At 48.9% G+C, this 24234-nt stretch carries 27 protein-coding genes and 1 riboswitch; of the genes, 22 read left to right on the top strand and 5 right to left on the bottom strand.

The features are described 5' to 3' along the window. The first annotated feature begins 76 nt into the window (after nucleotides 1-76). Nucleotides 77-1189: a glycerol dehydrogenase gene (locus KNQ06_RS08910; RefSeq protein WP_149427081.1), complete on the top strand. Its 1113-nt coding sequence runs from the start codon at nucleotides 77-79 to the stop codon at nucleotides 1187-1189. A 147-nt stretch (nucleotides 1190-1336) separates the two neighbouring features. Continuing rightward, complete coding sequence (locus tag KNQ06_RS08905; RefSeq protein ID WP_214724630.1) at nucleotides 1337-2488, top strand: FAD/NAD(P)-binding protein; 1152 nt, start codon at nucleotides 1337-1339, stop codon at nucleotides 2486-2488. Nucleotides 2489-2549: 61 nt separating this feature from the next. On the opposite strand, the gene KNQ06_RS08900 is transcribed toward KNQ06_RS08905, so the two are convergent. Together KNQ06_RS08900 and KNQ06_RS08895 are read right to left on the bottom strand one after the other, a co-directional pair. After that, nucleotides 2550-3494: a peptidoglycan DD-metalloendopeptidase family protein gene (locus KNQ06_RS08900; protein ID WP_029341320.1), complete on the bottom strand. Its 945-nt coding sequence runs from the start codon at nucleotides 3492-3494 to the stop codon at nucleotides 2550-2552. 258 nt (nucleotides 3495-3752) lie between these two features. After that, entirely contained in the window at nucleotides 3753-4490 is a 738-nt protein-coding gene (locus KNQ06_RS08895) for a peptidoglycan DD-metalloendopeptidase family protein (RefSeq protein WP_149427083.1), read from the bottom strand. A gap of 308 nt (nucleotides 4491-4798) precedes the next feature. Between KNQ06_RS08895 and KNQ06_RS08890 the strand changes: the two genes are divergently transcribed. The 8 genes from KNQ06_RS08890 to KNQ06_RS08855 all read left to right on the top strand — a co-directional run bounded on the left by KNQ06_RS08890 (nucleotide 4799) and on the right by KNQ06_RS08855 (nucleotide 9916). Beyond that, nucleotides 4799-5278, top strand: coding sequence for an NUDIX hydrolase (locus KNQ06_RS08890; protein WP_251133332.1), 480 nt, complete (start codon nucleotides 4799-4801; stop codon nucleotides 5276-5278). A gap of 88 nt (nucleotides 5279-5366) precedes the next feature. Then, entirely contained in the window at nucleotides 5367-6242 is an 876-nt protein-coding gene (locus KNQ06_RS08885) for an SDR family oxidoreductase (protein ID WP_029341323.1), read from the top strand. Between the two features lie 13 nt (nucleotides 6243-6255). After that, nucleotides 6256-6444: a hypothetical protein gene (locus KNQ06_RS08880; RefSeq protein WP_215148027.1), complete on the top strand. Its 189-nt coding sequence runs from the start codon at nucleotides 6256-6258 to the stop codon at nucleotides 6442-6444. Between the two features lie 152 nt (nucleotides 6445-6596). Beyond that, complete coding sequence (locus KNQ06_RS08875) at nucleotides 6597-6977, top strand: GntR family transcriptional regulator (protein ID WP_029341325.1); 381 nt, start codon at nucleotides 6597-6599, stop codon at nucleotides 6975-6977. Further along, nucleotides 6970-7647 (top strand): ATP-binding cassette domain-containing protein, encoded by a 678-nt coding sequence (locus KNQ06_RS08870; RefSeq protein ID WP_053453025.1) that lies wholly within the window; start codon nucleotides 6970-6972, stop codon nucleotides 7645-7647. The genes KNQ06_RS08875 and KNQ06_RS08870 overlap by 8 nt, the downstream gene beginning before the upstream one ends. Beyond that, nucleotides 7644-8459, top strand: a complete 816-nt coding sequence (locus tag KNQ06_RS08865; protein ID WP_215148025.1) for a hypothetical protein — start codon at nucleotides 7644-7646, stop codon at nucleotides 8457-8459. The genes KNQ06_RS08870 and KNQ06_RS08865 overlap by 4 nt, the downstream gene beginning before the upstream one ends. A 10-nt stretch (nucleotides 8460-8469) precedes the next feature. After that, a complete protein-coding gene (locus KNQ06_RS08860; RefSeq protein WP_214804536.1) occupies nucleotides 8470-9537 on the top strand; it encodes a hypothetical protein in 1068 nt (355 codons plus the stop codon). 85 nt (nucleotides 9538-9622) lie between these two features. Beyond that, nucleotides 9623-9916: a hypothetical protein gene (locus KNQ06_RS08855; RefSeq protein ID WP_214804538.1), complete on the top strand. Its 294-nt coding sequence runs from the start codon at nucleotides 9623-9625 to the stop codon at nucleotides 9914-9916. Between the two features lie 28 nt (nucleotides 9917-9944). Here the strand turns inward: KNQ06_RS08855 and KNQ06_RS08850 are convergent, their stop codons facing one another. Both KNQ06_RS08850 and KNQ06_RS08845 read right to left on the bottom strand, forming a co-directional pair. Beyond that, complete coding sequence (locus tag KNQ06_RS08850; protein WP_167507537.1) at nucleotides 9945-10433, bottom strand: DoxX family membrane protein; 489 nt, start codon at nucleotides 10431-10433, stop codon at nucleotides 9945-9947. Between the two features lie 127 nt (nucleotides 10434-10560). Continuing rightward, nucleotides 10561-11745, bottom strand: a complete 1185-nt coding sequence (locus KNQ06_RS08845; RefSeq protein WP_215148023.1) for an MFS transporter — start codon at nucleotides 11743-11745, stop codon at nucleotides 10561-10563. A gap of 190 nt (nucleotides 11746-11935) precedes the next feature. Between KNQ06_RS08845 and KNQ06_RS08840 the strand changes: the two genes are divergently transcribed. From KNQ06_RS08840 to KNQ06_RS08785, 12 genes are all read left to right on the top strand, one after another. Then, complete coding sequence (locus KNQ06_RS08840) at nucleotides 11936-12361, top strand: OsmC family protein (protein WP_023467853.1); 426 nt, start codon at nucleotides 11936-11938, stop codon at nucleotides 12359-12361. Beyond that, entirely contained in the window at nucleotides 12358-13578 is a 1221-nt protein-coding gene (gene nagZ, locus KNQ06_RS08835; protein ID WP_215148021.1) for a beta-N-acetylhexosaminidase, read from the top strand. Before KNQ06_RS08840 ends, nagZ begins: the two co-directional genes overlap by 4 nt. 56 nt (nucleotides 13579-13634) lie before the next feature. After that, nucleotides 13635-13737: riboswitch (TPP riboswitch) on the top strand. An 82-nt stretch (nucleotides 13738-13819) separates the two neighbouring features. Next, complete coding sequence (locus KNQ06_RS08830; protein WP_215148019.1) at nucleotides 13820-14413, top strand: thiamine phosphate synthase; 594 nt, start codon at nucleotides 13820-13822, stop codon at nucleotides 14411-14413. After that, on the top strand, nucleotides 14410-15354 hold the full coding sequence (locus KNQ06_RS08825) for an FAD-dependent oxidoreductase (protein ID WP_215148017.1): 945 nt from the start codon (nucleotides 14410-14412) through the stop codon (nucleotides 15352-15354). The genes KNQ06_RS08830 and KNQ06_RS08825 overlap by 4 nt, the downstream gene beginning before the upstream one ends. Beyond that, nucleotides 15351-15551 (top strand): sulfur carrier protein ThiS, encoded by a 201-nt coding sequence (gene thiS, locus KNQ06_RS08820; protein ID WP_064300146.1) that lies wholly within the window; start codon nucleotides 15351-15353, stop codon nucleotides 15549-15551. Before KNQ06_RS08825 ends, thiS begins: the two co-directional genes overlap by 4 nt. Before the next feature lie 2 nt (nucleotides 15552-15553). Continuing rightward, entirely contained in the window at nucleotides 15554-16318 is a 765-nt protein-coding gene (locus KNQ06_RS08815) for a thiazole synthase (protein WP_133208085.1), read from the top strand. Beyond that, the gene (locus KNQ06_RS08810; protein WP_215148015.1) at nucleotides 16315-17322 is read left to right on the top strand and encodes a ThiF family adenylyltransferase; all 1008 of its coding nucleotides are present in this window, start codon (nucleotides 16315-16317) and stop codon (nucleotides 17320-17322) included. Before KNQ06_RS08815 ends, KNQ06_RS08810 begins: the two co-directional genes overlap by 4 nt. A gap of 121 nt (nucleotides 17323-17443) precedes the next feature. After that, nucleotides 17444-17800, top strand: coding sequence for a hypothetical protein (locus KNQ06_RS08805; protein ID WP_050677014.1), 357 nt, complete (start codon nucleotides 17444-17446; stop codon nucleotides 17798-17800). 136 nt (nucleotides 17801-17936) lie between these two features. Continuing rightward, nucleotides 17937-19058 (top strand): exonuclease SbcCD subunit D, encoded by a 1122-nt coding sequence (locus tag KNQ06_RS08800; protein WP_215148013.1) that lies wholly within the window; start codon nucleotides 17937-17939, stop codon nucleotides 19056-19058. After that, a complete protein-coding gene (locus KNQ06_RS08795; protein ID WP_215148011.1) occupies nucleotides 19040-22045 on the top strand; it encodes an AAA family ATPase in 3006 nt (1001 codons plus the stop codon). Before KNQ06_RS08800 ends, KNQ06_RS08795 begins: the two co-directional genes overlap by 19 nt. Nucleotides 22046-22058: 13 nt before the next feature. Further along, nucleotides 22059-22850 (top strand): AAC(3) family N-acetyltransferase, encoded by a 792-nt coding sequence (locus KNQ06_RS08790; RefSeq protein ID WP_214804555.1) that lies wholly within the window; start codon nucleotides 22059-22061, stop codon nucleotides 22848-22850. 57 nt (nucleotides 22851-22907) lie between these two features. Further along, entirely contained in the window at nucleotides 22908-23645 is a 738-nt protein-coding gene (locus tag KNQ06_RS08785) for a Bax inhibitor-1/YccA family protein (RefSeq protein WP_215148009.1), read from the top strand. Between the two features lie 42 nt (nucleotides 23646-23687). Here KNQ06_RS08785 and KNQ06_RS08780 read toward each other — a convergent pair whose 3' ends face one another. Next, nucleotides 23688-24230 carry a GNAT family N-acetyltransferase gene (locus KNQ06_RS08780; RefSeq protein WP_215148007.1) on the bottom strand — a complete coding sequence of 181 codons (543 nt, stop codon included), beginning with the start codon at nucleotides 24228-24230 and terminating at the stop codon, nucleotides 23688-23690. Nucleotides 24231-24234 lie beyond the last annotated feature (4 nt).

Below are 24234 nucleotides of genomic sequence, written 5' to 3'. Positions count from 1 at the left end.
AAACGTCAGCAGAAAAGGCAATTCCTCTATTGTATGTCATTGACCATCGTGTCCCTTACAGAAAGGATGTTGAAACATGTCAGAACGTGTCTTCATTAGTCCCTCAAAGTATGTCCAAGGAAAGGATGTCATTGACCGGCTCGGTACATATGTGAGCCCGTTCGGTGAAAAAGCGCTCGTCATCGCGGATGATGTCGTTTGGAAAATCGTCAAGGAACGTGTTGAGCATTCGTTGTCCGGCGAAAATGTCGGCATCGAGAAAGCGGACTTTAGTGGTGAAGCCTCACGGCATGAAGTGAAACGAATCGCTGAGCAAGCAAAAGCAGCAGATGTCCGGTTCGTCATGGGTGTGGGAGGCGGAAAGACGCTTGATACGGCAAAAGCCGTCTCGGATGAGCTGAACGTCTCCGTCGTCATCGTTCCGACGCTTGCTTCGACCGACGCACCGACGAGTGCCCTGTCCGTCATCTATTCCGACGAAGGGATTTTCGAAAGTTATCGCTTCTATAAGAAGAATCCCGATCTCGTTCTCGTCGATACAAAATTGATCGCCCAAGCACCAGCGCGCTTCTTCGCGTCCGGAATCGCCGATGCGCTTGCGACGTGGGTTGAGGTACGGAGTGTCGTCGCTTTTGGTGGACAAACGATGGCAGGGGGACGACCGACGATTGCGGCACAAGCGATCGCCAAACGGTGTGAGGAAGTCTTGTTCGAGCATGGTCGCTTGGCGTATGAATCCGTTCAAGCGCAAGTCGTCACACCGGCACTTGAAGCCGTCGTCGAGGCGAATACGCTCTTAAGTGGACTCGGTTTCGAGAGTGGTGGGCTAGCTGCAGCGCATGCGATCCATAACGGGTTCACAGCGCTTGACGGTGAGATTCACCACTTAACGCACGGTGAGAAAGTTGCCTTTGGTACACTCGTTCAACTGGCGCTCGAAGAACATCCACAAGAAGAAATCGAGCGGTACATCGCGCTCTACACGGATCTTGGCTTACCGGTGACGCTCGAAGACGTCAAGCTAAAAGATGCGTCGCGTGAAGACATCGTCAAGGTCGGCGAGGCAGCGACTGCTGAAGGCGAGACGATCCACAGCGGTTTCAACGTCACGGCGGACGAAGTCGCGGATGCGATCATCGCAGCTGACCGCTATTCGAAAGCGTATCTAGCGAAACATGCTTCTTCCTGATTGATGCGTTTAAATCCGCTTCCTCTACCGAGAGGAAGCGGATTTTTTATGGGCTTTCGTCGAATGACGCTTGAATTCTTCTTAAAAACACGCTATCGTTATAAAACGTAATGATTACGATTTAATTCAGATAAAGGAGTTTTTGTGATGACGGATCGATATGAATGGGTGATTGTTGGCGGAGGAATTCATGGAATGACGGTATTCAATGCCTTACGTGAAAAAGGAATCGATCGGGAGATGATACGGATCATCGACCGTCATCGGCAACCATTGATGAACTGGCGTAAACAAACCGAACGGATCGGCATGCCTTACCTACGTTCAACTCGGGTGCACCACACTTCGACGAATCCGACGAGTCTCAGGCATCATGCGGAAGAACAGGATTATACACATCAAGCCTTCAAGGATACATACGGGCGACCATCCTTGGAATTATTCAACGACCATGCCCTTCAATTGGCGCAACGAAATGAAGTGGAGGCGAGCTGGGTCCAAGGGGAAGTCACAGGACTAAGACGAGAGAGCGGAACGTGGATCGTCTCGACAGACGAAGGTGAGTTACGAGCAAACCGTGTCGTTCTCGCCCTCGGACAATCGGAGCATCACGTCATGCCAGAGTGGGCGAAATCGGCGCGTCACGTTTTCTTATCGAAGCACGATACACCACCGGTCGTCATCATTGGAGGTGGAATCAGTGCCTTGCATCATACGATTCAATGTGCCGAGCGCTATCCCGGGCAGGTGACTCTCCTTTCACGACGTCCGCTCGAAAAAAGTGCGTTCGATGCCGATCGGAAGTTCATGGGACCAAAAGGATTGACACCATTCAAGTCCTTGTCGGCTAGTGAAAAACGAGCATTGATCGTACAGGAGCGTCGCCCCGGAACGGCAACACAGGACTTGATTCAACGTGTTCGTCATCTGATTCGGGAAGGAATCATCACTCATGAGATCGGTGAAGTCGAGCAGGAAATCGGAAGCGGAGTGAAGCTGACAGATGGTCGCATCATCACCGCTGAATCGATTATTTGCGCAACGGGTATCCGTCCGATGGTCGTCGAAGGATCTTGGCTTGAAGCGGTACAGCAAGAGTTGAATCTGCCATTGTCTCCTTGCCGGACACCGTTATTAGATGAAGAAACCTTTGAATGGGGAGAGAACTTATTCGCGACAGGCAGCCTCGCTGACTTGACGGTCGGACCGTTCGCTCGGTCGATTTACGGGGGACAAGCCGCAGCACGTGCGATCGTCTCGACGATTGAAGAGGAGCAGACTTCACTTGCTTCCGTCTAAAAGGATAAAAAAAGGCCCGACCATATGACGTCATTGATGAGTCATGGGATCGGGCCTTTTTTTAGAGGTAATCGAGTGGATTGACGCTGCTACCAGCTGATGTTGCGCTGTAGACGTACGATCCCTTATGGAGTTCAAAATGTAAGTGTGTTCCGAAAGCGTTACCTGTCTCGCCGACTGTACCGACTTTTTGACCTTGGGCGACGGTTTGACCGACCGAGACGGAGCGGCTATTCATATGTGCATACAGACTGATGAACGGCGATCCGTTGACAGTGTGTGAGACCATGACGTAGTTGCCGTATGCGCCTTTGAACTGAGACGTAATGACCTTACCGCTTGCTGTCGCATAGACTGGAGTACCTTTTGCTGCGCCATAATCGATACCGTTATGGAACGTATAGCCGTAAGCACCGCTTGCCTTACCATATCCTTGCGTGATCGGACCACTCGTTGGTGTCGCGAAGCTTTTTGACGTCGACGTCGAGGCTTTTGATGCACCACTGCTGTTTGTCAGTGTCAAGACAGCATATTTCGAGACGTAGTCAGCGTGAACGAATCGTTTGTCGCCACCGTATAGGAACTTGATCCAGTCACCTGTACGACCGAGGTAGCGGAATGTTTCGCCTTTATCGACACTTCCGACGACTGCACTGCTCGTCGAGTTGCTGCTACGAACGCGAAGATTGTCGACGTTGATTTTAATCTTATAGATACGTGTTACAGAATATTTCTTAACATATGTAGAAGAGACGTAGACTTTTTTTGAACCATAGAGGATTTTCGTCCAGTTCCCTGTCCGTCCGAGATACTTGTATGTGTCACCTTTTTCAAAGCTCGTGACCGTACCGTAAGATGTCGAAGGACCCGTCCGAGCGCGTAAGCCGTCCTCCATGACCTTCACCTTATAGAACGTCGTTGCAGCATCCGCACGCGGGATGGCAAACGATGCAAAACTTGCAACAGCGATTGCTGTCGCCGAGACACCTTTCCAAAAACCATGCATGATTCATTCCTCCTGAATATGTAATCTGTATGACTAAACCGTTATGTAAATTTCATAGATGAGTATAACATTTACGAATTTGTTTAAATGTTACATTCACATTTCGATATTATTTCAATAAATTATATTAAACGGACTTAATTTTATTCTTTTTCCAATAATCCATAAAATTCTTTGACAAGATTGGATGGAATTGGATAAGATGAAATGCCCACTGAAAATCAAAAAAGGTACCTCAGATGAGGTACCTGGAAATGCTTATAAGAAAGCGAGTGGGTTGACACTGCTTGCTGCTGAAGAACCGCTGTAGACATAGTTTCCACGGTGGATTTCGAAGTGTAAGTGTGATCCCGAAGAGTTACCAGTGCTCCCGACAGCTCCAATGTTCGCGCCTTTCGGGATCGATTGACCGACGAAGACAGAACGTTTGCTTAAGTGAGCATACACCGTTGTGTACGAAATACCGTTCACTTTATGTTCGACCATGACATGGTTACCATAAGCTCCCTGATATGACGACTTGATGACTTTTCCGGCAGCGGCTGCTTTAACTGGTGTTCCAGTAGGTGCTCCGAAATCGATTCCGTTATGGAACGTGTAGCCGTATTTCCCGCTAGCATTTCCGTATCCTTGTGTGATTGATCCGCTTGTTGGACGCATGAATCCAGTAGACGAAGAGAATGATGCTTTTTTCGCTGATTTACTAGAAGCGCTATACTTCTTGACGTAACCAGAATAAACGAAGCGTTTTTCGCCTTTATGCATGATCTTCGTCCAGTTTCCTGTCCGACCAAGGTATTTGAATGTTTGACCCGCATTGACGCCGTCGACGATGCGGTGTTTTAACGATGGACCAGTCCGGACGCGGAGTCCGTCTGCTTTGATTTTAACTTTATACGATGAGCCAGAAGCGGCTTCAACCTTACCTGTACCCGTAGCTGCAAAACCTGAAACAACGAGGGCGCTCATTGCTAACGTCGTGATTGTTCGTTTCATGAATGTTCCTCCTAAGTTGAATATCTAGTGTTGTCGTCGGAATGACATCTATAGAAGTGGATGCGTTTAGTGTGTGTTGAAGTGAGTGATGCGGTCATTTGACTAACGAGAGTATAGCATTCAAACATCAGACGGTTGTGTTTCAATTTGATTGCTTAAATATATTCTAATAACAATTGTTGTAATATTGAATACATATTCAATCTCAAAATCCCTTAAAATCAAGATGAATCCGTGTTACAACGAGATGAATTTGATGACAAAACGCAATCGTGGGAAATGATGAGAAAGTATGGGAGTCTAATAAGATGAGAGTAGGTAATGGAATGGATTTGACGTTTACAGTAAATCAAAAAAAGCTTAATATTCGCGCAGTAGCGCTGTTGATTCAAGATGGACATCTGTTGATTCATCGCCAAGGAGAAGATGATTTTTGGTCATTACCGGGAGGACGCGTCCAGTTCGGTGAAAGTGGTGCCAAAGCGATTGAACGTGAAATATTAGAAGAACTAGGTCAGTTGATTGAGCCACCGGTCTTCCGTTTCCTGCATGAAAATTTCTTTAAGTACGCTGATCACGAGTTTCATGAACTAGGAATGTTTTATGAAGTCGTTTGCAAAAAACCGCTGCCTTTATTAACAGAGGATTTTTACGGTCCAGAAGGTGAAGGGTTGACGTATCGCTTCGTTCCGTTCAACAAACTGGATCAGTATACATTGTATCCAAGCGAACTATCAAACATGCTCCAAACGAATGTATTCCCAACACTGTTGACGAATGACATCTGACTTTTCCAGAAAAACGTTTATAGATGTATCGCAAGGGAATGGTTAATCATGTAGTTCATTCCAACAGTGATAAGGGAGCTGATCGTTCATGAGAGAAGAACAGTTCGAAGCGATGCATCAAGAAGCACGAGGGCAGACGCAGGAACAACAACCCGGTGTCGAGTACGCCATGAAACCAGAACCGATTTACGATGATCCGGACTATGTCGGTTCAGGAAAACTGACGGGGAAGGTCGCGCTGATCACGGGCGGGGATAGTGGAATCGGTCGTGCCGTTGCTGTCGCTTATGCGAAAGAAGGGGCAAACGTCGCGATCGTTTACTTAAATGAGGGGAAAGACGCGGAAAAGACGAAATCGTTGATTGAAGGCTACGGGGTCAAAGCCTTAAAAATCGCAAAAGATGTCAGTCAACCGGAAAATGCACAAGAGATCATCGATACGGTCATTGCAGAATTCGGTCAATTGAACATTGTCGTCAATAATGCCGGGAAACAATTCCCGCAGGATGATTTTCTTTCGATTACACCAGATCAATTGAAGGAAACGTTCGAGACGAATGTCTTTTCGATGTTCTATTTGATTCAAGCGGCGCTTCCGCATCTGCATAAAGAAGATGCAATCATCAATACCTCATCGGTGACGGCTTATCGTGGGGCACCGACGTTGATCGATTACTCAGCGACAAAAGGGGCAATTACGACATTAACACGTTCACTCGCCTCGAGCTTGATTGAGAAGGGAATCCGCGTTAATGCCGTCGCACCCGGTCCGATTTGGACGCCACTCATTCCGGCGACGTTCTCGAAGGAGAAAGTCGAGTCGCATGGGGAAGATACATTAATGAAACGCCGGGGACAACCGTCGGAAAATGCACCGGCTTATGTCTATCTGGCTTCTCGCGATTCAAGTTACATCACGGGTCAGACGATTCATATCAATGGCGGCGATTACATCACGTCTTAAGGGGGAGATCAAGATGAAGAAAAATCCGAATGAAGTGCCAGAACGCGAACCGGATCATCAACCGGACGAGATACCGCATACACCACCGAGTGAGGTGCCAGATACGCCACAGGAAGACCCGGTCCGTCAGCCGGAACCGGATACGTTTCCAGAACCGACCGAGATTCCGGATACACCGCAGGAGGATCCGAATCCCTATTAATGAGTGAAGTGACCACTATCCAAAATTGGATGGTGGTTTTTTCGTGATAAAGAAGACAAACTATCTTGACAGTCAAACTGTATGGTGAGTATGATACAGAAGAGAAGTGTATTATTGTTTTAATACATTAAACAGGAAAGGGAGGTCTACCGATGCAGTTCGACCAAAGAAGCCCGGTGTATCTGCAGGTCGTCCGTTGGTTCAAACAACGAATCGCGACCGAGGAATTGCAAAGCGGGCAAGAGATCCCGTCCCGCCGCGAAATCGCCGCACAGCTCGGAATCAATCCGAATACCGCACAAAAAGCATACAAAGAGATGGAGGAGCAGCAATTGATTACGACAGAACGGAATGTCCCGAGTAAGATTACACGCGATCCACAAGTCGTCCAAAAAGTACGTGCTGAGATGCTAGAAGAAGCCGTCTCTGAATTCATCGATGCCGTCAAGGCAATTCAAATTCCACTCGATGAGGTCGTCTCGAAGATCGAGACGGTGTATCAGGAAACAGAACGGAGGAAGATCGATGCTTGAAGTCCATGGCTTACAAAAGAAATACGGGAAAAAACCAGTTCTTCAAGGCGTCTCGTTTTCTGTTCCGATGGATCAATTGACGTGTCTGATCGGTTTGAACGGTGAGGGGAAATCAACGATCCTGAAGGCAATCGCAGGTCTCGTCCCAGTCAACGCGGGAACAGTTCTCGTCGATGGCGAGATCAACCGAAACAAGATTGCCTTCGTTCCAGATATCCAGACGATGCCCGGTTACATGACGGTTGGTGATGCGCTGACGTACATGGCGGATTATTATTCCGACTGGAACCAAGCGACAGCGGATGAGCTGATGCGGATCTTCCAGCTACTCTCGACAGATAAGATCACGGACTTATCAAAAGGGAATCAGGCGAAGGTTAGCTTGATCCTCGGATTTGCGCTCGATCGTCCGTACTTACTACTCGATGAACCATTCGCTGGGATCGATCTGTTTACGAAGGAACAGATTGCAGGACTATTCTCGAGTCACTTCATGGAAGGACGCGGCATCCTGATGACGACACACGAAATTCAGGAAATCGAGCATTTGATCGATCGAGTCGTCTTCTTACAGGACGGTCGGATCATCGATGAACATGAGACAGAAGAGATGCGAGAACTGTACGGGAAATCGGTTCAGGACCGGATGCGGGAGGTCTATCAGCGATGAAACAATACATACAATTGACGAACGAAGAAATTAAGCGGAGTTTTAAGCTTTATGTTATCGTCGTGCTTGTGATGGCAGCAATTGAGTTAGTGTCGGTCGTTGCGCAAGTCATGTATCATGAACGGAAAGTCGAGAATTTCATGGAACTTAACCGAGTTTCCGTCGCAGAAGCACTTAAACAAATTGATACACTTGGATACTCTGAGGCGTCCTCTTTCTTTAGTTATATGACTCTGATCGGAATGGCGATTGTTGTCATCTATGCGATTCAAATTTGGTATCGGGATTGGTTAGGAGAAACAAAGTATATTTATCGTTTACTAATGCTTCCAGGAAGTCGCGCAAGCATTTTCTTCTCGAAATTGACGACAGTCTTTTTAATCATCGTGAGTTTTATTGGTATCCAATGGTGTGTAATGCAACTAGGATTTTATCTATTTGATTGGTTGATTCAACCGGAATACCAAAACCAAATTGATTTAAGTCCAGTTCAAAATGTGATGAGCGAATTCTATACAACAAATCTGATTGATATGGGTATCATTCTTGCGATATCACTATTCATCGTCAGTTTTATTTTCTTACTTATTCTAATTGAAAGATCATTCCGTAAAGGAAAAGCCGTGGTAAAAATTGGACTAGAAATCTTTATCGCAATACTTATCGCTTATATTACAGTCTTATTTTTAGACGAAACTCGTATTTTACTGGAAACAGAAGAGTTAATTCTAACTATCGGGATAAACTTGCTGTACTTCATGTATATCATTTGGAAAAGTCTTCGACTATTGCAACAAAAAGTCACGGTGTGAGGAGTATACTATGCGAACCTATAAATATATTTTGAGTTTAGGAGTCATTTGTATTTTGACACTTGGAGTGTATGTTGTGTACTCCTCTTCAATGGAAGAACCTGAATTTACGGTACAAACGATACAAGGAAATCCAGATGATCAAACTGTAAAGCAGCTTCAATTTAAATTTAATGATCCCGAAGCATATAGAACGAATTACAAAGTTAACTTGATGGGGAAAGTAAAGAAGAAACAATCGAATTACTTATCCGCTTTTACAATGGACTACTCAGGAGTGAGTAAGGCACCACATGAATTCCGACAATTTATGAATCAAGAGGAAATATCAAAATATGAGCAAGAAAAAAATGTATTTGGATTACATGTCAATGAAGATGGATCGTGGGATCTACAATCATGGAAACGTGGAACAGAAAAGATGCAGACTTATTCTTTGCCGAAACCGGCAAAGACTAAAGGCATTTACTATCGACCGTTTCAACTAACGAAGCAAAAGTTGTACGTCAGCCGAATTGGCGATATTGTACAAAAACCAGGTACAAATCATATCTATGTGATTGATTTAAAGAAAAAAACAGTCCAATTAATGGACTTACCATTTCAATTAACAGAAGAGGATGAGGTACTTGCCATCTATCAGAATCGTGTCTTATACCGAAAGATGACTAATGATGCTAAGACAAGAGTTTATCTCAGAGACAACACAACATCGACACGATTAAAGTTTCTTGAGCGTGAAGAAATGTGGGATATACGTCTGATAGATGAAGGTGCGGTCGTAGGAATGACAGAGAACATGACTGATACGAAAGTAAAATGGTCAACGTATGACTTACGAACGAAGCAATTCAAGCAACATCACTATGACTTACCAAAGCTAGTGGCCAATGAAGTCCAACGCTACGCATCGACAAATATTAAAAATGATCTAGTCTATGCTCTCATTGAAACGAAGAAAAACGGAACGTCTATTTTTGTGTTGGATGCACAGAACGAAGAAGTTCAATACGAAGGCACGGTCAAATACGACATGCCTAAGAGTGATCTTCAGTTTAACGACATGACAATCAACTGAACCGTTAGGAAATAAAAAACAGTTATTTTTTTGAAACCTCCCGTTTTCTTCCAACGTATAAAGACTATACGAAGGGGGAACTCACATGCAATTCTTGATTTTTGTCGTCTTCGCAGTTGCCATGTACTGGTTCTACTACAATTTCTTACTCGGGTACCGTAAGAAAAACATCACAATGACGTTCGACGATCGGTTTTATTCACTCGACGAACATGTCTCAGCAATCGAACAAAAGCTTGCAACGGATGGGCACTCGGCACGTTATCTCGGTGACCGTCGCTTTGAAGTCGATGGCAAACCTTATCTGTTCCTCGAGCGAACAGTCTCAGTCGGCGGGGTTCCGACACAGCAGACGATTCTCGAGCAACAAAAAAAATAACTCTCCCGCGTACGGGAGAGTTTTTTCGTTAGACTGGAATCCGGTCCAGGGGATGCGGTTGTTGCGATGAGCGATACCAGCGGATGATCCAGTGATCGATGCCGATGTGATACGCAAAGCGTCCTGCAGCCAGTAAGGCGATTGACGCTGCTAAGAATACGGGGTTCAACGCAATCGTCCCAGCGAGTAAGTAATTGAGATTCATGATGCTTCCGAAGACCAGTGCAGGAACCGTCAACAGACTAAGAATCAACAGGATCCCGACGACGAGTTCCGCGAACGGAATCAAGGCGTTGATCAGCCCGACGTTCGGTAAGGCGAGTTGCTCAATCCACGTCGCATACCAGGAACTGACGAGTGCGTCTTCGCCAGTTGACTTCGCGAGTGCTCCTTCGAGAAACGGTTTCGCATCGAAGCCATTAATGTACTTACCGATTCCGGCGATGAACCACTGGATTCCGAGCCAGAGTCGGATGATCGTCAATAGACCGAGACCGATGATGTGTAATGCTTTCACTTTCAGACACTCCTCTACTACAACATAGTCCCCATCATACTGAAAAATCATCAGCGAGATGGGGACTATCATCATAACGTCATCGAACCGTCATCGACCTGTTACAAAAAAGGATAAGGTAACGGTTTCATGACCGTTGATCAAGGCGATGACTGATTGCAGTCAATAAAGCAGCAACGAGCGCGACCAGTCCACCGACGAGTGCCGTGTTCATCATCGGACCGTTCGCATAGACGATGCCACCGAGTGCCGAACCAAAAGCAATCCCGACGTTACTCGCAACCGGCATCAATGAAGCAGCGAGTCCTTTTGCTTCCGGATTGAACTTTTCAGCGAGGTCGATCAAATAGATTTGTGTCGAAGTCGTCAGTAGAATCGATATCAACGACATCAAGGCGATGTTGAACAGACCAAGCGGAAGGGATGCTGTCGTGAAGTATAACGCAGCAAGGACGATTGCTTGTACAACGAAGACGAACCGTAAGCGTCCCATCGGATTCTTGCTAGCAATCTTGCCGGCAAGGATGTTACTAAAGATCGAGACGACGCCGTAAGCGAGCAAGATCGGACTGATCCACGTTTTCGCAATCCCAAGTTCTGTTTGTAAAATCGGTACGAGGTATGTGTAGACGACATAAGTTGCCCCGAATCCAAACGACGGAATAAAGAAGGCGATCAGGATCCGTGGGTTGGCGAGCAATCCAAGCTGTTCCTTAATTGAACCGGAACCCGGCGATTGCTGGACCGGAACGATCTTCCATACTGCGAGGAACGCGATCAATCCCATGACTGTCGTTAGCCAGAACGTAGCTTCGAAGCCAACGTGTTGCCCGATGAACGTTCCGATCGGGACACCGAGGACGTTGGCGAGTGTAAAACCACCGAAAATGAACGAGACGGCAACACCGCGCTTCGCGACAGGTACACCGTCACTTGCGACGACCATTGCGAGCGAGATCAAGACACCAGTCAGGATGGCTGTCAGAATGCGGGTTGCGAGCAATACTTCGTAACTTGGAGCAAAACTACTGGCAAGATTCAATAAGACCCATGCGAGTAAGAGACGTAGGATCAGACGACGCCGTTCCAGGTGACCGGTCAGCGACATGACGATCGGTGTACCGATTGCAAAGGAGATGGCAAAGGCTGAAACGAGCGTACCTGCTGTTGCGATCGTGATATCAAGGGCTGAGGAGATTTCAGCGAGGATCCCGACGATGACGAATTCGCTTGTTCCGAGAACGAACGTCAGGAGCGACAACGTGGCGATCAAGAGCCAATCGCGTCGACTTAAACGAGTAGTAGGTGACATGGATGATTCCTCAATTCTAGCGCTTGCGCGCGAAACTATGAGTAACAGGATAGCATGAAACGATTTCGTCGGGTATCGCAAAGCGAGATTTCGGGAAAAGAACCATTATTCGAAATAGCGTGTGAATTTCCAGGCTTGCTGTTTTTTGCGTATACTACAGAAGAAGACTACTTATAAAGGAGTGGAAACGATGCAAGCGACAGTGACATGGAACAAACAGATGGGGTTTAGTGGACAGACGGAATCAGGGCATCATCTTGCGATGGACGCAGCACCCGAAAACGGTGGTGAAAACCAAGCACCACGACCGACCGAACTCTTGCTACATGCCGTTGCCGGCTGTACTGGAATTGATATCGTCTCGATTTTAGAGAAGATGCGCTTGACGATCACCCATTTCGAAATGGATATCGAAGGAGAACGGGCAGAGGATCATCCGCGGCGCTTTACGTCGATCTCGATTCATTACCGGCTTGAAGGTGATCTCCCGGAAGATAAGGTCCGTCGTGCCATCTCGTTATCAAAGGATAAATATTGTTCGGTCTCGCAATCCCTGAACGCTGAGATTTCCGTCTATTATTCGATTAATGGTGTGCGAAGCGAGGATCCTTTGTGAAGAAAACCGTACTGATCGGTTGTCTGTTGCTTGCAGGGTGTGCGCAGGAGACGACGGAACCAACGAAATCATCACAACCGGAAGCGAAGCAACCAACAGAAGAAAAGAAACCGAAACCTGAACCAACGAAAGAGGAACGACAACAAGCACGATTAAAGCAGCAACTTAAAGCGATGTCGACGTCAGAAAAGATCGATCAACTGCTCTACATCGGAGTCGCCGGCACGGAACTTTCAGCAGCTGACCGGAAATTGTTACAGACGCATGCGATTGGCGGGGTCTTATTGCTCGGCGGAAACATTACGTCGGAAGAGCAACTCTTGACGTTCACGCGTGCGATTCAAGAGACGAACCAAAAACCGTATGCGTTCGTCGGGATTGATGAAGAAGGCGGACGCGTCAGCCGGGTACCGGATCAACGATTACGTCTACCGACGAGTCAACGGATGGCGCAAGGAGCAGATGAAGTGAAAATGGAAGACGTCGGACGTACGCTCGGACATTTGTCACGTTTTTATGGCTTCAACATGGACTTCGCGCCGGTCCTTGACGTCAACAGTAATCCGAACAATCCGATCATCGGCGACCGTGCGTTAAGTGCTGATCCGAATACCGTCGCGACGCTTGGTACGGCCCTGATGCACGGGATGCAGGAGACAGGAACGATTCCGGTCGTCAAACATTTTCCCGGTCACGGCAATACGAATGTCGATTCCCATGTTGGGCTACCGAAAGTGACGGCATCAAAGGAAGAATTGAAGCGGACGGAGCTGTTACCGTTCCAAGAAGCGATTCAAGAGGGCGCCGAGATGGTGATGGTCGCCCATATTCTCTATCCCGCGTATGACGATATGAATCCGTCCTCGCTCTCAAAGCCGATCTTGACTGACCTCTTGCGTCAACAACTCGGATTCAACGGTGTCATCATCACGGATGATCTCGTCATGGGGGCGATCACGAAACAATATGGTCTCGCAGAAGCGGCACGTCAGTCGCTCGTCAATGGAGCTGATATGGCGATGTTTTCAGAGGCAGGTGCTTACACAAAGGTCCATGCTGAAGTGATGCAAGCCGTCAAAGACAAAACGCTGACGCCGGAGATGCTCGATGCCAAAGTAATGCGCATCCTGAAGCTGAAGCAGACGTATGCCGACAGCCAAGAGCAACAGCGACCAACGAAATCGGAACTGATTCAGCAAGTGGAAGCGCTCAACTAGGACTAGCGAAGCAAAGCGACTCATGCTAGACTAATGGGGCAAGCCAATTAAACACGAAAAGACACTAGGGGAGTCTCCCAGCAGACTGAGACGGAAGTATCCGGACCCTTTGAACCTGATCTAGTTCGTACTAGCGGAGGGAAGTGGCTCGAAATCCTAGATATCCTTAGCGCTTCAGCGCATTTTCGGACCACTCCCTTCAACATCGGGAGTGGTCCTTTTTCGTATGGAAAGGAAGAACATGATGCGTTTACATCTGATTTCGACGGGATCCATTAATCCGCTTGACGAAATAAAGACCTTTCAATCGCTTCAACCTTATACGGATCAGCTGCATCTACGAGAACCGAACTTATCGGCGGCAGAATTACTTGATCTAATTGAAGCGCTCCTTGCGCATGGTTATTCGCCTGAGCAGTTAACGGTTCATGACCGGGTCGATGTCGCCCATGTCGCAGGCATCGGTGTGCAGCTGACGCGCCGTTCCTTGCGTGTCCGTGATGTGCGACGTCATTTTCCGAATCTCGTCATCGGGAAATCGGTCCATTCACTAGCAGAGGCACTAGCAGCAGAAGCGGAAGGAGCCGACCGACTGCTGTACGGTCATATTTATTCGACAGCGTCGAAGCCGAACATGCCACCACGAGGGATTGACGCCTTGAAGCAAGTCGTCACCTTCACGACGAAACCAGTCATTGCAATCGGCGGGATCACACCAGAACGCATGCCTGAAATCGCAGCGACCGGGGCAACCGGAATCGCTGTCTTATCGGGTATTCTCGGTCAATCGGATCCACTCGCCGCCGTCAAGCGTTACCAGGGGGTTCGCGTATGACGGATCACATCATCATCGGCGGCGGAGTCATCGGGTTGACGCTTGCTTACGGTCTCGCCTGTCAGAATGAATCCGTCGTCGTCTTAGAACGTGGAACATGCGGACAAGGGACAAGCCGAGCGGCTGCCGGGATGCTTGCGACGGACATCGAGCTGAGAGCAGAATTGCATGCACTTGCCGCGCGAAGTCGTCGTCTGTATCCACTGCTTGCACGTCGTCTCGAGCGAGAGACAGGCATCGATTGTGGGTACCGGGAACAACCGTTTTTGTTAAAACGTAAAGGACGCGAGCATCTGTTTCCAGCTGTCGGTCAAATCGATCCACGACGACTGACGACTGCATTGATGTATGCCTTACACGCACGTGGCATATCGATTGAAGAACAGGTAGATGTCACACGCATCGAAGAGAGCGATGACTTCATCAAGGTCGAGTCGAACGCGGGAACGTGGACCGGACGAACAGTGACGGTCGCTGCCGGACGCGGGTCGCAAGCCTTGCTCGATACAGCCGGCATTTCGATCGCGACATATGGGGTCAAAGGGGAATGTCTCGCCGTCCGTCTCGCGGGTCAGCCGTTACGCTCGATCCTGTTTGATGACGCCGTCTACCTCGTTCCGAAAGCAGACGGTCGGATTTTGATCGGTGCGACCGAACTGCCGCACGACGAGACGGTCGGTGTCAGTGTCGCAGGGGTCACGTCATTGCTTCAAGCAGCAGAACGACTGTATCCACCGATTCGTGACGCGGTCATCGAAGAAGTCTGGTCCGGTGTACGACCACAAACGGCGTCCGGCTTGCCATATATCGGAGTCGCCGATTCATCCCGTCGGATCTTCCTAGCGACGGGGCATCATCGGCATGGCATATTACTCGCACCGGCGACAGCGGAAGTCTTGGTAAATACATTACGGTTGATTCAGAAGGAGGAAGTCCGATGAACATTACGATTAACGGCAATGACCACACGATCGAACAGATTAAAACAATTGAGGACATGCTCACGCAACTTGGCTTAGGGGAAAAGCTCGTCATCGTCGAACAGAATCGACAAATCATCGATCGCGTGGCATATGGTCAGACGGTCGTTCGGGACAATGACACATTTGAAATCGTTCATTTCGTAGGAGGAGGATAAATATGCTGAAAATTGGAGAAAAGACATTTGAATCACGCTTGTTACTCGGAACAGGGAAATATACGGATGCTACGGTACAGCAAGAAGCAATCGATGCGTCTGCTTCACAAATCTTGACGTTCGCCGTCCGTCGGCTCGATATCTTCGACAAACAACAAGCGAATTTCTTGGAGTCGCTTGATTTAGCGAAGTACGATTTACTGCCGAACACGGCCGGTGCGAAGACAGCGGAAGAAGCTGTTCGGCTTGCGAAGCTTGCGCGGGCATCCGGTATGTGTGACATGGTTAAGGTCGAAGTGATCGGTTGCGATAAGACGTTACTACCTGATCCGATCGAGACGTTACGGGCTTCTGAAGAATTACTCAAAGAAGGTTTCATCGTCTTACCGTATACGTCGGACGATGTCGTCCTTGCACGGCGACTCGAGGAACTCGGTTGTCACGCCATCATGCCGGCAGCGTCACCGATCGGTTCCGGGCAAGGCATTCTCAACCCACTTCATCTACGATTCATCATCGAGCAGACGACGGTTCCGGTCATCGTCGACGCCGGGATCGGCTCACCGACCGACGTCGCCTATGCGATGGAACTAGGAGCGGATGGTGTCTTATTGAACTCCGCTGTCGCCCATGCTCAAGATCCGGTCAAGATGGCGCACGCCATGCGACTAGCTGTCGAAGCAGGGCGCTTCGGATACGAAGCGGGACGTATCGAGAAGAAACAGTATGCGGTCGCGAGTAGTCCAACGAGTGGATTGATTCGATGAACCGTTACTCACGGCAAACTCGATTTCAACCGATCGGGGAAGCGGGACAAGCACGCTTGGCAGCAGCAAAGGTACTGATCATCGGTATGGGAGCGCTCGGAACGGCATCGGCAGAACAACTCGTTCGCGCCGGTGTTGGTGTCGTCCGAATCGTCGACCGCGACTATGTCGAGTGGAGTAATCTACAACGACAACAGCTGTATACCGAGGACGATGCGCGTCACATCGTACCAAAAGCGATTGCCGCAAAAGCACGGCTTGAAGCGATTAATTCGACGGTGACGATCGAAGCGCATGTAGTAGACGTCGACCGAGCAGCGCTGACGTGGCTTCTCGATGATATCGATCTGATCATCGACGCGACGGACAATTTCGATATTCGTTTGCTGATGAACGACATGGCGTTGATGCGTTCGATTCCGTGGATTTACGGTGGATGCGTCGGCAGTTATGGGATCACGTTTACCGTCCGTCCCGGGGAGACGCCGTGTCTGCATTGTCTGCTCGATCAATTACCGCGGGATCAGGAGACGTGTGATACAGCGGGAATCATCGGACCAGCTGTACAGATGGTCGCTTCCTTACAGGTGACGGAAGCGTTGAAGTGGTTGAGCGGAAAGACGGACGCCATGCGGACGCGCTTGCTTGCGTTTGATGTCTGGTCGAATACGTTTCAACAAATTAACGTCCAGTCACTGAAGCAAACGGAGTGCCCGTCGTGCGGAATCGATCCGTCCTACCCTTACTTATCGGATCAAACGGTTCGTTTCACGGCACTCTGCGGTCGGGATGCCATTCAAATCCGCGGAGACGGACAGCGGGATCTGGAACAGTTGAAACAACGTCTCCAGCCGGTCGCTGCGATTTCCGCCCATAATCCATATTTGCTGGCGTTTACGACGGACGAACATCGGATGGTCGCTTTCCGAGATGGACGCGTTCTGATTCATGGCGAGGCGGATCTCGTCAAAGCGAAACGCCTCTATCATGCCTATTTCGGGTAACGTTCACAAAACAGTAAAACTAATTTTAAATATATATGTTTTAAATGTTTGAAAAACAGGTAAATAAGACTTCAGACATAAATCGGTCTACAGGTTTTGAACGTGAAGAGGAGTGATTCAGATGAAACAAGAATTCGATCCAATCAAGGATCAGGCACAGACGGAAGACGCCCAAGCAGTTGTTCAGCAACCCAACTGGAATCCGGATCGGTACCGGACGAACTTGAACCCATTCTATCTGTCACCTTGTAGTGTCGAACGTAGAGAAGACGTGCATCAGGATGCATCGAAAATTCTCGAAGTCGAGACGTCGTCGCCCCTCCAACAACTTTTTGAACACAATCAAGCAACGCATAAATCAGAACAATCGGGCAAAAAATTCAAGACAGGCATCGTCGTCGGTGTCGGTGCGATCATCGGCGGATCGGTTTCTGTGATTCGTTCCGTTCAACGCTTTAGAAAACAACGGACGAAATAACACATTCGTCGCAAGAGTGAAAAAAGCAGGAGGCATTCGCCTTCTGCTTTTTGTGTTGCAAACAGATGTTCGTCGCAGAACGAACGCTTGCATGCTACACTTAAGCTACTATATTCAAAAAGTGAGTGTGATGAAGATGAAATGGATACATACTGCCGATTGGCATCTCGGCAAAATCGTTCATGGCGAATCGATGCTCGAGAACCAGCGGGCGGTCTTAGCGGATTTTTTGACACTCGTCGACCGCGAACAACCGGATGCGATCGTCATTGCGGGTGACTTATACGACCGCGCCGTACCACCAACGGAAGCCGTCGAACTGCTTGACGAGACACTGGCTGCCTTGATCCTTGACCGGGATATCCCGGTCGTTGCGATCAGCGGAAATCACGATTCGGCCGAACGGTTAAGTTTCGGAACGACGTTACTCCAACGGGCCGGTCTGCATCTCGTCGGAAAACTAACGCCGGTCATTACTCCGGTTACGATCAAAGGAGTATCGTTTTATCCGGTGCCATTTGCGGATCCTGCGACCGTTCGGTACGTGCACAAGGACGAAACGATCAAGACACATGATGATGCGATGCGGACGATTCTTGCTGGATGTATTCCGGGTGGACCGAGTGTCCTCGTCGGTCATGCCTTTGTGATCGGTGGACTCGAGACGGATTCGGAGCGGCAATTGTCCGTCGGAACGGCAGGGCAAGTTAGCGCAAGCCAGTTTGCACCGTTTACGTATACGGCACTCGGTCATTTGCATAATCCACTTGCGATTCAATCCGAGACGGTTCGCTACAGCGGATCGCTCTTGAAATATTCATTCTCGGAAGCCCATCATGTCAAAGGGGTCGATGTGTTGACGTTGAACGATAAGGGTACGTTCGATCGCCGGTTCGAACCACTTGCACCAAAACGTGACTTGCGGGAACTGACTGGAAGTCTCAGTGAACTGACAGACCCGGCGTTCGTCGCGACACAAGACACGGACGATTACTTAAAGATCAATCTAACGGACGGCGAAGCTTTGATGGATCCGATGGGAAAGCTGAAAAAAATCTATCCGAACATCCTGCACCTTGAGCGAATTGGATTCGTCCGCGAGAGTACGCGGGCGGTCAAGGCGTCGCGGGAGCAAGTCAAGGATGCATCCGTTGCGGATCTATTCAGTGAGTTTTATGAAGCAGTCCGTGAGAAGAAACCGACGGAAGCGATGCAAGCCGTCCTGAAGGAGGAAGCGACATGCGCCCAGAACGACTGACATTACGCGCCTTTGGACCATTTGCTGGGGAAGAGACAATTGATTTCACGGCACTTGCCGGACGGACGATGTTCGTCATCTCCGGAAATACCGGGGCAGGAAAAACGACGATCTTTGACGCATTGACGTTCGCCCTGTATGGCGAAACGTCAGGCGGCGAACGGGAAATGAGCGAACTGCGAAGTCATTTTGCCGTGCCCGAGCAAAAGACGGAAGTTGAACTGGAGTTTACGCTGAAAGAGGAACGGTACCGGATCATCCGCCAACCGAGTCAACCGCATCCGGTCAATAAAACCGGTTACTCGCATGAAGCCGAGCTCGCTCGGTTCGACGGGACGACGTGGAAACCGCTCGCGGTCAAGATTCCAGAAATCAAGCAACGCGTTCAAGAGCTGATTCAGCTCGACCATAAACAGTTTTCGCAAATTCTTCTGTTGCCGCAAAATAAGTTCCGCGAACTGTTGATGGCAGAGTCAAAAGACAAACTGCAGATTCTCAAGCAGCTGTTTAAGACGGAACACTATGGTGAGTTCCAGCAACGTTTGCACCGACAAGCGCTCGATCTTGCGGCACGCATTAAGGAAACAAAGACAAAACAATGGGCCAAGCTTGAGGAACTACCTCTGCAAGCGAACTGGAGTGAGTTGACGGAAGGCGACATCCGGTTACGGATGGAGGCGTTGACGACGGAACGAGACGAATGGTTAACGGCTGCGCGTCAAGCTGAAGTAGAGACTCGTGCGATCGTTGAGAAGAAAACGACGCAATTGCAACAAGGCGAGCAACTTGAAGCGGTTTTCCAAGAGCAGGAGCGACTTCAACAAACGGAACAGTTGTTACTAGACCGCTTACCGGAAATCAAACAGATGCAAGAAGAAGCAATGGCGGCTGAACGCGCTCAAATCGTCGCACCGATCTATGACCAGTGGCAACAGGATCAAGAACAATTGACGCAACTCACGCATCGAAAACAGGAAACTGAACAGCACATCGCTCGCTTGAAAGAGCAACAAGAGGTCGTGCAAGCAAAAGTGGATCGATTGCTAGCGGAGGAACCACAGATCGAGCAACTCAGTCGTCGTCTCGAAAAGATTCAAGAAGAGCGCGAACGCTTGGAAGCAGAAACGGCTTTACGACAACAACAGCAACAACTAGTAGAACGTTTGAAGCTTCTGGACCCAGAGTCATTACGGAAGCAACTCGAACAAGCACGGACAGAACGTAAGACTATTCAAGAACAACTGCATCCATTGCAAAACGTTGGAGCAGAACGCTTACAGGTGCAAGAACGGCGCTTCATCCTGCAACAGCTAGCGACAAAGATAGCGGAACATGACAAATTGGAAGCAGAACGGCAACAGCTGATCGTCCGCGGTACGAGCGTTCGGGATCAAAAAGAGGCTGCAGCGCGCCAGTATGAAGAAGCGCGTAGACACGAACGGGAACAACTGGCTGCTGAACTTGCCAAAGGATTGACGGACGGGACGGCTTGCCCGGTTTGCGGGAGTACATCGCATCCGCAGCATGCTGTCGCCGTCGCAAAGGAACGATCTGTCGATGTAGCACAACAGCGGTTCCTTGAAGCCCAACAAGCGCATCAAGAATTACAAGCCTCGTACCGGACGGTTGCGGAGCGTCTGCAGCAACTGACGACCGAGATGCAAAAGACGAGTGAAAACGAGTCATCTCATGCGGATGTTTCAGTACAGCTTCGAGAAGTCGAACAGACGGAAGCCCGATTAGCGGCAGCGCAGACGGAAAAAGCGCGTCTTGAGACTCGTCTGCAACAACTCGAGCAATCCATGGACCAGCTACAACTAAAGATCGATGCAATGATCAAAGACCGGACCGGCATCGAATCGGAACTGGCACACTTGTCTGGTCGCCTAAGTCAATCAGGAGAGTCCGCGAAATCACTACCAGCACTCCGTGAGGAACAACAACAGGCAGAAACACGTATCGAGCAATTCAAACAAGTCAAACAGCAACAATTACACGAGAAGGAACAGCTCGATCGTGACTTCGCGGAACACCAAGGTCGATTCCGTCAATTGACTGAGGCGTCTGCTGAACAAAACGATCGATTAACGAACCGCGAAAACGCATTACACGCAGTCCTGGCAGAAGAAACGTTTCCAACGATCGAAGCCTTCCGTGAAGCGAGACGTTCTCGTGACGCGCTTCGTCACCTCCAAGAACATTTGGAACAAGACCGTCTAGCGCGGCAGGAATTAAAGTTGAAACAGGAACAAGTTCGCTTGAAGACGGAAGGTCAAGTGCATCCGGATCTTGAACAGTTGCGGATGGATGTGAAGACGGTGTCGCTCGAACTGACGGAGCAGACCGACCGACGTGTCGGGCTCGAGAAGGAACGCGCACATATCGATCAATTGATCGCGGCATGGGAAAGCTTGCAACACCAGATTGAGGACGAGGATGCGAGATACGGCATCATCGGCGAACTCGCTCGCGTTGGTGTCGGGGAGAATGCGCAACGGATGACGTTCGAGACGTACGTCCAGACGGCATACTTCGATGAAATATTGTTCGCCGCAAACCGGCATCTGCACGAGATGACCTCCGGGCGTTTCCAGCTTGAACGGAAAACGGAGGCGGGAAAAGGGCTTAAGAAATACGGGCTTGATTTAAATGTCTTTGACGCGTACACGTCGCAAACACGTCACGTCAAGACGTTATCCGGTGGTGAAAGCTTCAAAGCATCCCTTGCGCTTGCGCTCGGATTGTCGGAAGTCGTGCAAGAAGCAAGCGGTGGCGTGTCACTTGAAACGATGTTTATCGATGAAGGATTTGGAACACTTGATCCGGAATCACTCGAACAAGCGATCGAAACGTTGCTCTCGATTCAAGCGAGCGGTCGCATGGTCGGAATCATCAGTCACGTCCAGGAACTGAAGTCACGAGTTGACGCAAAAATCGAAGTCAAACAAGGAAAAACGGGGTCGACGATTGCACTAGTCGTCGAGTAAGGAGATAAGATCGATGGAAACACGAAACATGGTCACGAAATCACAAATCAAAGAGGCGTTACGCGAATTAGGTGTGGCTCCCGGCATGAAGCTGTTCGTCCATTCGTCTCTCAAACAAATCGGCTGGATTCCCGGCGGTGTACAAGCATTGATTGAGGCCTTACAGGAAGTCGTCACGACGGAAGGGTTAATCATGATGCCGGCGCAAAGTACCGATAATTCGGATCCGAAGAACTGGAGCCAACCGGCTGTGCCTGAAGAATGGTGGGAAACGATCCGCCGGGAAATGCCGGCATATGAACCGGCAAAAACGGTTACACGCGGCATCGGTCGCGTCCCGGAAGTCTTCCGGACGTATCCGGGTGTCGTTCGAAGCAACCATCCGATGTGGTCCGTGACCGCCTGGGGGAAAGATGCGGCGACATTCGTTGCCGATCATACATTAGAAAATGGCTTCGGTCCCGGTTCACCGATTGAACGCTTCATCGAGGCGGACGGTCAAATTCTGCATATCGGTTCTCCTTGGGATACGACGACCGTCTGGCATTACGCGGAATACGGGTTGAATCGTCCGGACGTCGAGGATGGTTGTAAAGTCAAAGAAGGAACGACGGAACGATTCATTCATTACCGACATCGTCAAATCGATAGTGACGCGTTTGGTCCGATTGGCGAAGCGTTAGAAAGTGCCGATTTCGTCACGTCCGGTCTGATCGGACAAGCGAAATCTTACCGCATCGATGCCAAAGCCTCGATCCCAGTCGTCATGTTGCAATTAAAAGCGCTCGATCAATGGTTATTTTGAAACTTTTTCGGGAAACCTTCGTAGTAGAAAACAGAATCATAAAAAGGAGTGAAAGCAATGGCTTCACGTTTTAAAGTAAACCCGGCATTGCGTCGCGGATTCGATACGGCACGTGTCGGAGAGCGACCAATGACAAAAAGCGGGACGATGAGCAAGATTTTCTTGATGCTCGCTCTCGTCACGGCAGCAGCAGGGGGAAGTTGGTTCTTCCTCGCAGAAAACCAAGCGTTCCTATTCCCAGCCTTAATCGGTGGATTCGTCATTGGTCTGATCCTTGCCTTGATCATCACATTCAAACCAGCAACAGCTCCAGTCCTTTCTCCGGTTTATGCAATCGTTGAAGGTGTGGCAGTCGGAGCGTTATCGTTGATGTTCGAAAGTATGTACCCAGGAATCGTCGGAAAAGCAGTGGTTGCGACTTTCGTCGTCGCGTTTGCGATGTGGTTCGTCTACTCGACGGGGATGATTAAAGTGACGCAACGTTTCCGTTCTGCGGTCACAGCAGCGATTCTCTCGATCTTCGTCTTGTATGCAGTCAACTTGATTCTCTCGTTATTTGGTGTCGACCTCCCATTCATGACAGGTAGCTCACCGCTTGCGATTGGTATTCAGTTCGTCATCGTCATCGTGGCATCCCTGTCACTCGTGATGGACTTCGATTTTATCTCGCAACAAGTTCGTGCGGGTGCTCCGAAATCGATGGAGTGGGTTGCAGCATTCGGATTGATCGTGACGATCATCTGGCTCTATATCGAATTACTCGATCTCCTGTACCGTCTTGCGGCACGGGATTAACAGCAACAGACGACGGGTTATCCGTCGTCTGTTTTTTTATCGTTAATTTGTTTCTGAGGATGACATTACTTTTTCAAAACGAAAGAATTCGTATTCTTCATCGGACGTGGGCACTTCGCCCTCTACATTCGGGCCAGGGTTCCCTTTATGATTGAATTCGACGATGTGGAAACCGCACTTATTCACGTAAAAATGAATATTACGTTTTTCAAAGTATGGGGTATGCAACTCCCATACGTTTGTTTGTGGAAAGGCGGCTTCAATTGCTTTCCATGCTTTCGTGCCAATCCCTTTTCCATCTGCACTTATATATATAAAATCGACTTCATTATGCTGTGTTTTTTCATCAATCCGTAGCACCACACCTCCGACTTTTTCGCCATCTAGGACGATATGAAGAATAGTAGCGCCCTTCGCACACAATGAATGCTGTATGTCTTCCTCTGAAGGAATAGGTCCCATTTCTGTTAAGTCTTCATGTTGACAGCTATCTTGCCAACCTTTCATAAAGGCATCTTGTAATGCCTTTTTAAATTTTGGTAAGTCTTCTGTTGTTACGGGTAATAGCTCAATTTTTGAATCCATGTTG

This window comes from Exiguobacterium sp. s91 (genome assembly GCF_018618915.1).
In the GTDB taxonomy this organism is placed as follows: Bacteria; Bacillota; Bacilli; order Exiguobacteriales; family Exiguobacteriaceae; genus Exiguobacterium_A; species Exiguobacterium_A abrahamii.
The sequence above is the reverse complement of the archived record's forward strand: the minus strand, read 5'-3'. Positions and strand labels throughout refer to the sequence as shown.

What these genes read in the sequence shown, in the direction of transcription:
- KNQ06_RS08910 (WP_149427081.1), top strand. Translation starts at nt 77, where the DNA reads ATGTCAGAACGTGTCTTCATTAGTCCCTCAAAGTATGTCCAAGGAAAG.
- KNQ06_RS08905 (WP_214724630.1), top strand. Translation starts at nt 1,337, where the DNA reads ATGACGGATCGATATGAATGGGTGATTGTTGGCGGAGGAATTCATGGA.
- KNQ06_RS08900 (WP_029341320.1), bottom strand. Translation starts at nt 3,494, where the DNA reads ATGCATGGTTTTTGGAAAGGTGTCTCGGCGACAGCAATCGCTGTTGCA.
- KNQ06_RS08895 (WP_149427083.1), bottom strand. Translation starts at nt 4,490, where the DNA reads ATGAAACGAACAATCACGACGTTAGCAATGAGCGCCCTCGTTGTTTCA.
- KNQ06_RS08890 (WP_251133332.1), top strand. Translation starts at nt 4,799, where the DNA reads ATGAGAGTAGGTAATGGAATGGATTTGACGTTTACAGTAAATCAAAAA.
- KNQ06_RS08885 (WP_029341323.1), top strand. Translation starts at nt 5,367, where the DNA reads ATGAGAGAAGAACAGTTCGAAGCGATGCATCAAGAAGCACGAGGGCAG.
- KNQ06_RS08880 (WP_215148027.1), top strand. Translation starts at nt 6,256, where the DNA reads ATGAAGAAAAATCCGAATGAAGTGCCAGAACGCGAACCGGATCATCAA.
- KNQ06_RS08875 (WP_029341325.1), top strand. Translation starts at nt 6,597, where the DNA reads ATGCAGTTCGACCAAAGAAGCCCGGTGTATCTGCAGGTCGTCCGTTGG.
- KNQ06_RS08870 (WP_053453025.1), top strand. Translation starts at nt 6,970, where the DNA reads ATGCTTGAAGTCCATGGCTTACAAAAGAAATACGGGAAAAAACCAGTT.
- KNQ06_RS08865 (WP_215148025.1), top strand. Translation starts at nt 7,644, where the DNA reads ATGAAACAATACATACAATTGACGAACGAAGAAATTAAGCGGAGTTTT.
- KNQ06_RS08860 (WP_214804536.1), top strand. Translation starts at nt 8,470, where the DNA reads ATGCGAACCTATAAATATATTTTGAGTTTAGGAGTCATTTGTATTTTG.
- KNQ06_RS08855 (WP_214804538.1), top strand. Translation starts at nt 9,623, where the DNA reads ATGCAATTCTTGATTTTTGTCGTCTTCGCAGTTGCCATGTACTGGTTC.
- KNQ06_RS08845 (WP_215148023.1), bottom strand. Translation starts at nt 11,745, where the DNA reads ATGTCACCTACTACTCGTTTAAGTCGACGCGATTGGCTCTTGATCGCC.
- KNQ06_RS08840 (WP_023467853.1), top strand. Translation starts at nt 11,936, where the DNA reads ATGCAAGCGACAGTGACATGGAACAAACAGATGGGGTTTAGTGGACAG.
- KNQ06_RS08830 (WP_215148019.1), top strand. Translation starts at nt 13,820, where the DNA reads ATGATGCGTTTACATCTGATTTCGACGGGATCCATTAATCCGCTTGAC.
- KNQ06_RS08825 (WP_215148017.1), top strand. Translation starts at nt 14,410, where the DNA reads ATGACGGATCACATCATCATCGGCGGCGGAGTCATCGGGTTGACGCTT.
- thiS (WP_064300146.1), top strand. Translation starts at nt 15,351, where the DNA reads ATGAACATTACGATTAACGGCAATGACCACACGATCGAACAGATTAAA.
- KNQ06_RS08815 (WP_133208085.1), top strand. Translation starts at nt 15,554, where the DNA reads ATGCTGAAAATTGGAGAAAAGACATTTGAATCACGCTTGTTACTCGGA.
- KNQ06_RS08810 (WP_215148015.1), top strand. Translation starts at nt 16,315, where the DNA reads ATGAACCGTTACTCACGGCAAACTCGATTTCAACCGATCGGGGAAGCG.
- KNQ06_RS08805 (WP_050677014.1), top strand. Translation starts at nt 17,444, where the DNA reads ATGAAACAAGAATTCGATCCAATCAAGGATCAGGCACAGACGGAAGAC.
- KNQ06_RS08800 (WP_215148013.1), top strand. Translation starts at nt 17,937, where the DNA reads ATGAAATGGATACATACTGCCGATTGGCATCTCGGCAAAATCGTTCAT.
- KNQ06_RS08795 (WP_215148011.1), top strand. Translation starts at nt 19,040, where the DNA reads ATGCGCCCAGAACGACTGACATTACGCGCCTTTGGACCATTTGCTGGG.
- KNQ06_RS08790 (WP_214804555.1), top strand. Translation starts at nt 22,059, where the DNA reads ATGGAAACACGAAACATGGTCACGAAATCACAAATCAAAGAGGCGTTA.
- KNQ06_RS08785 (WP_215148009.1), top strand. Translation starts at nt 22,908, where the DNA reads ATGGCTTCACGTTTTAAAGTAAACCCGGCATTGCGTCGCGGATTCGAT.
- KNQ06_RS08780 (WP_215148007.1), bottom strand. Translation starts at nt 24,230, where the DNA reads ATGGATTCAAAAATTGAGCTATTACCCGTAACAACAGAAGACTTACCA.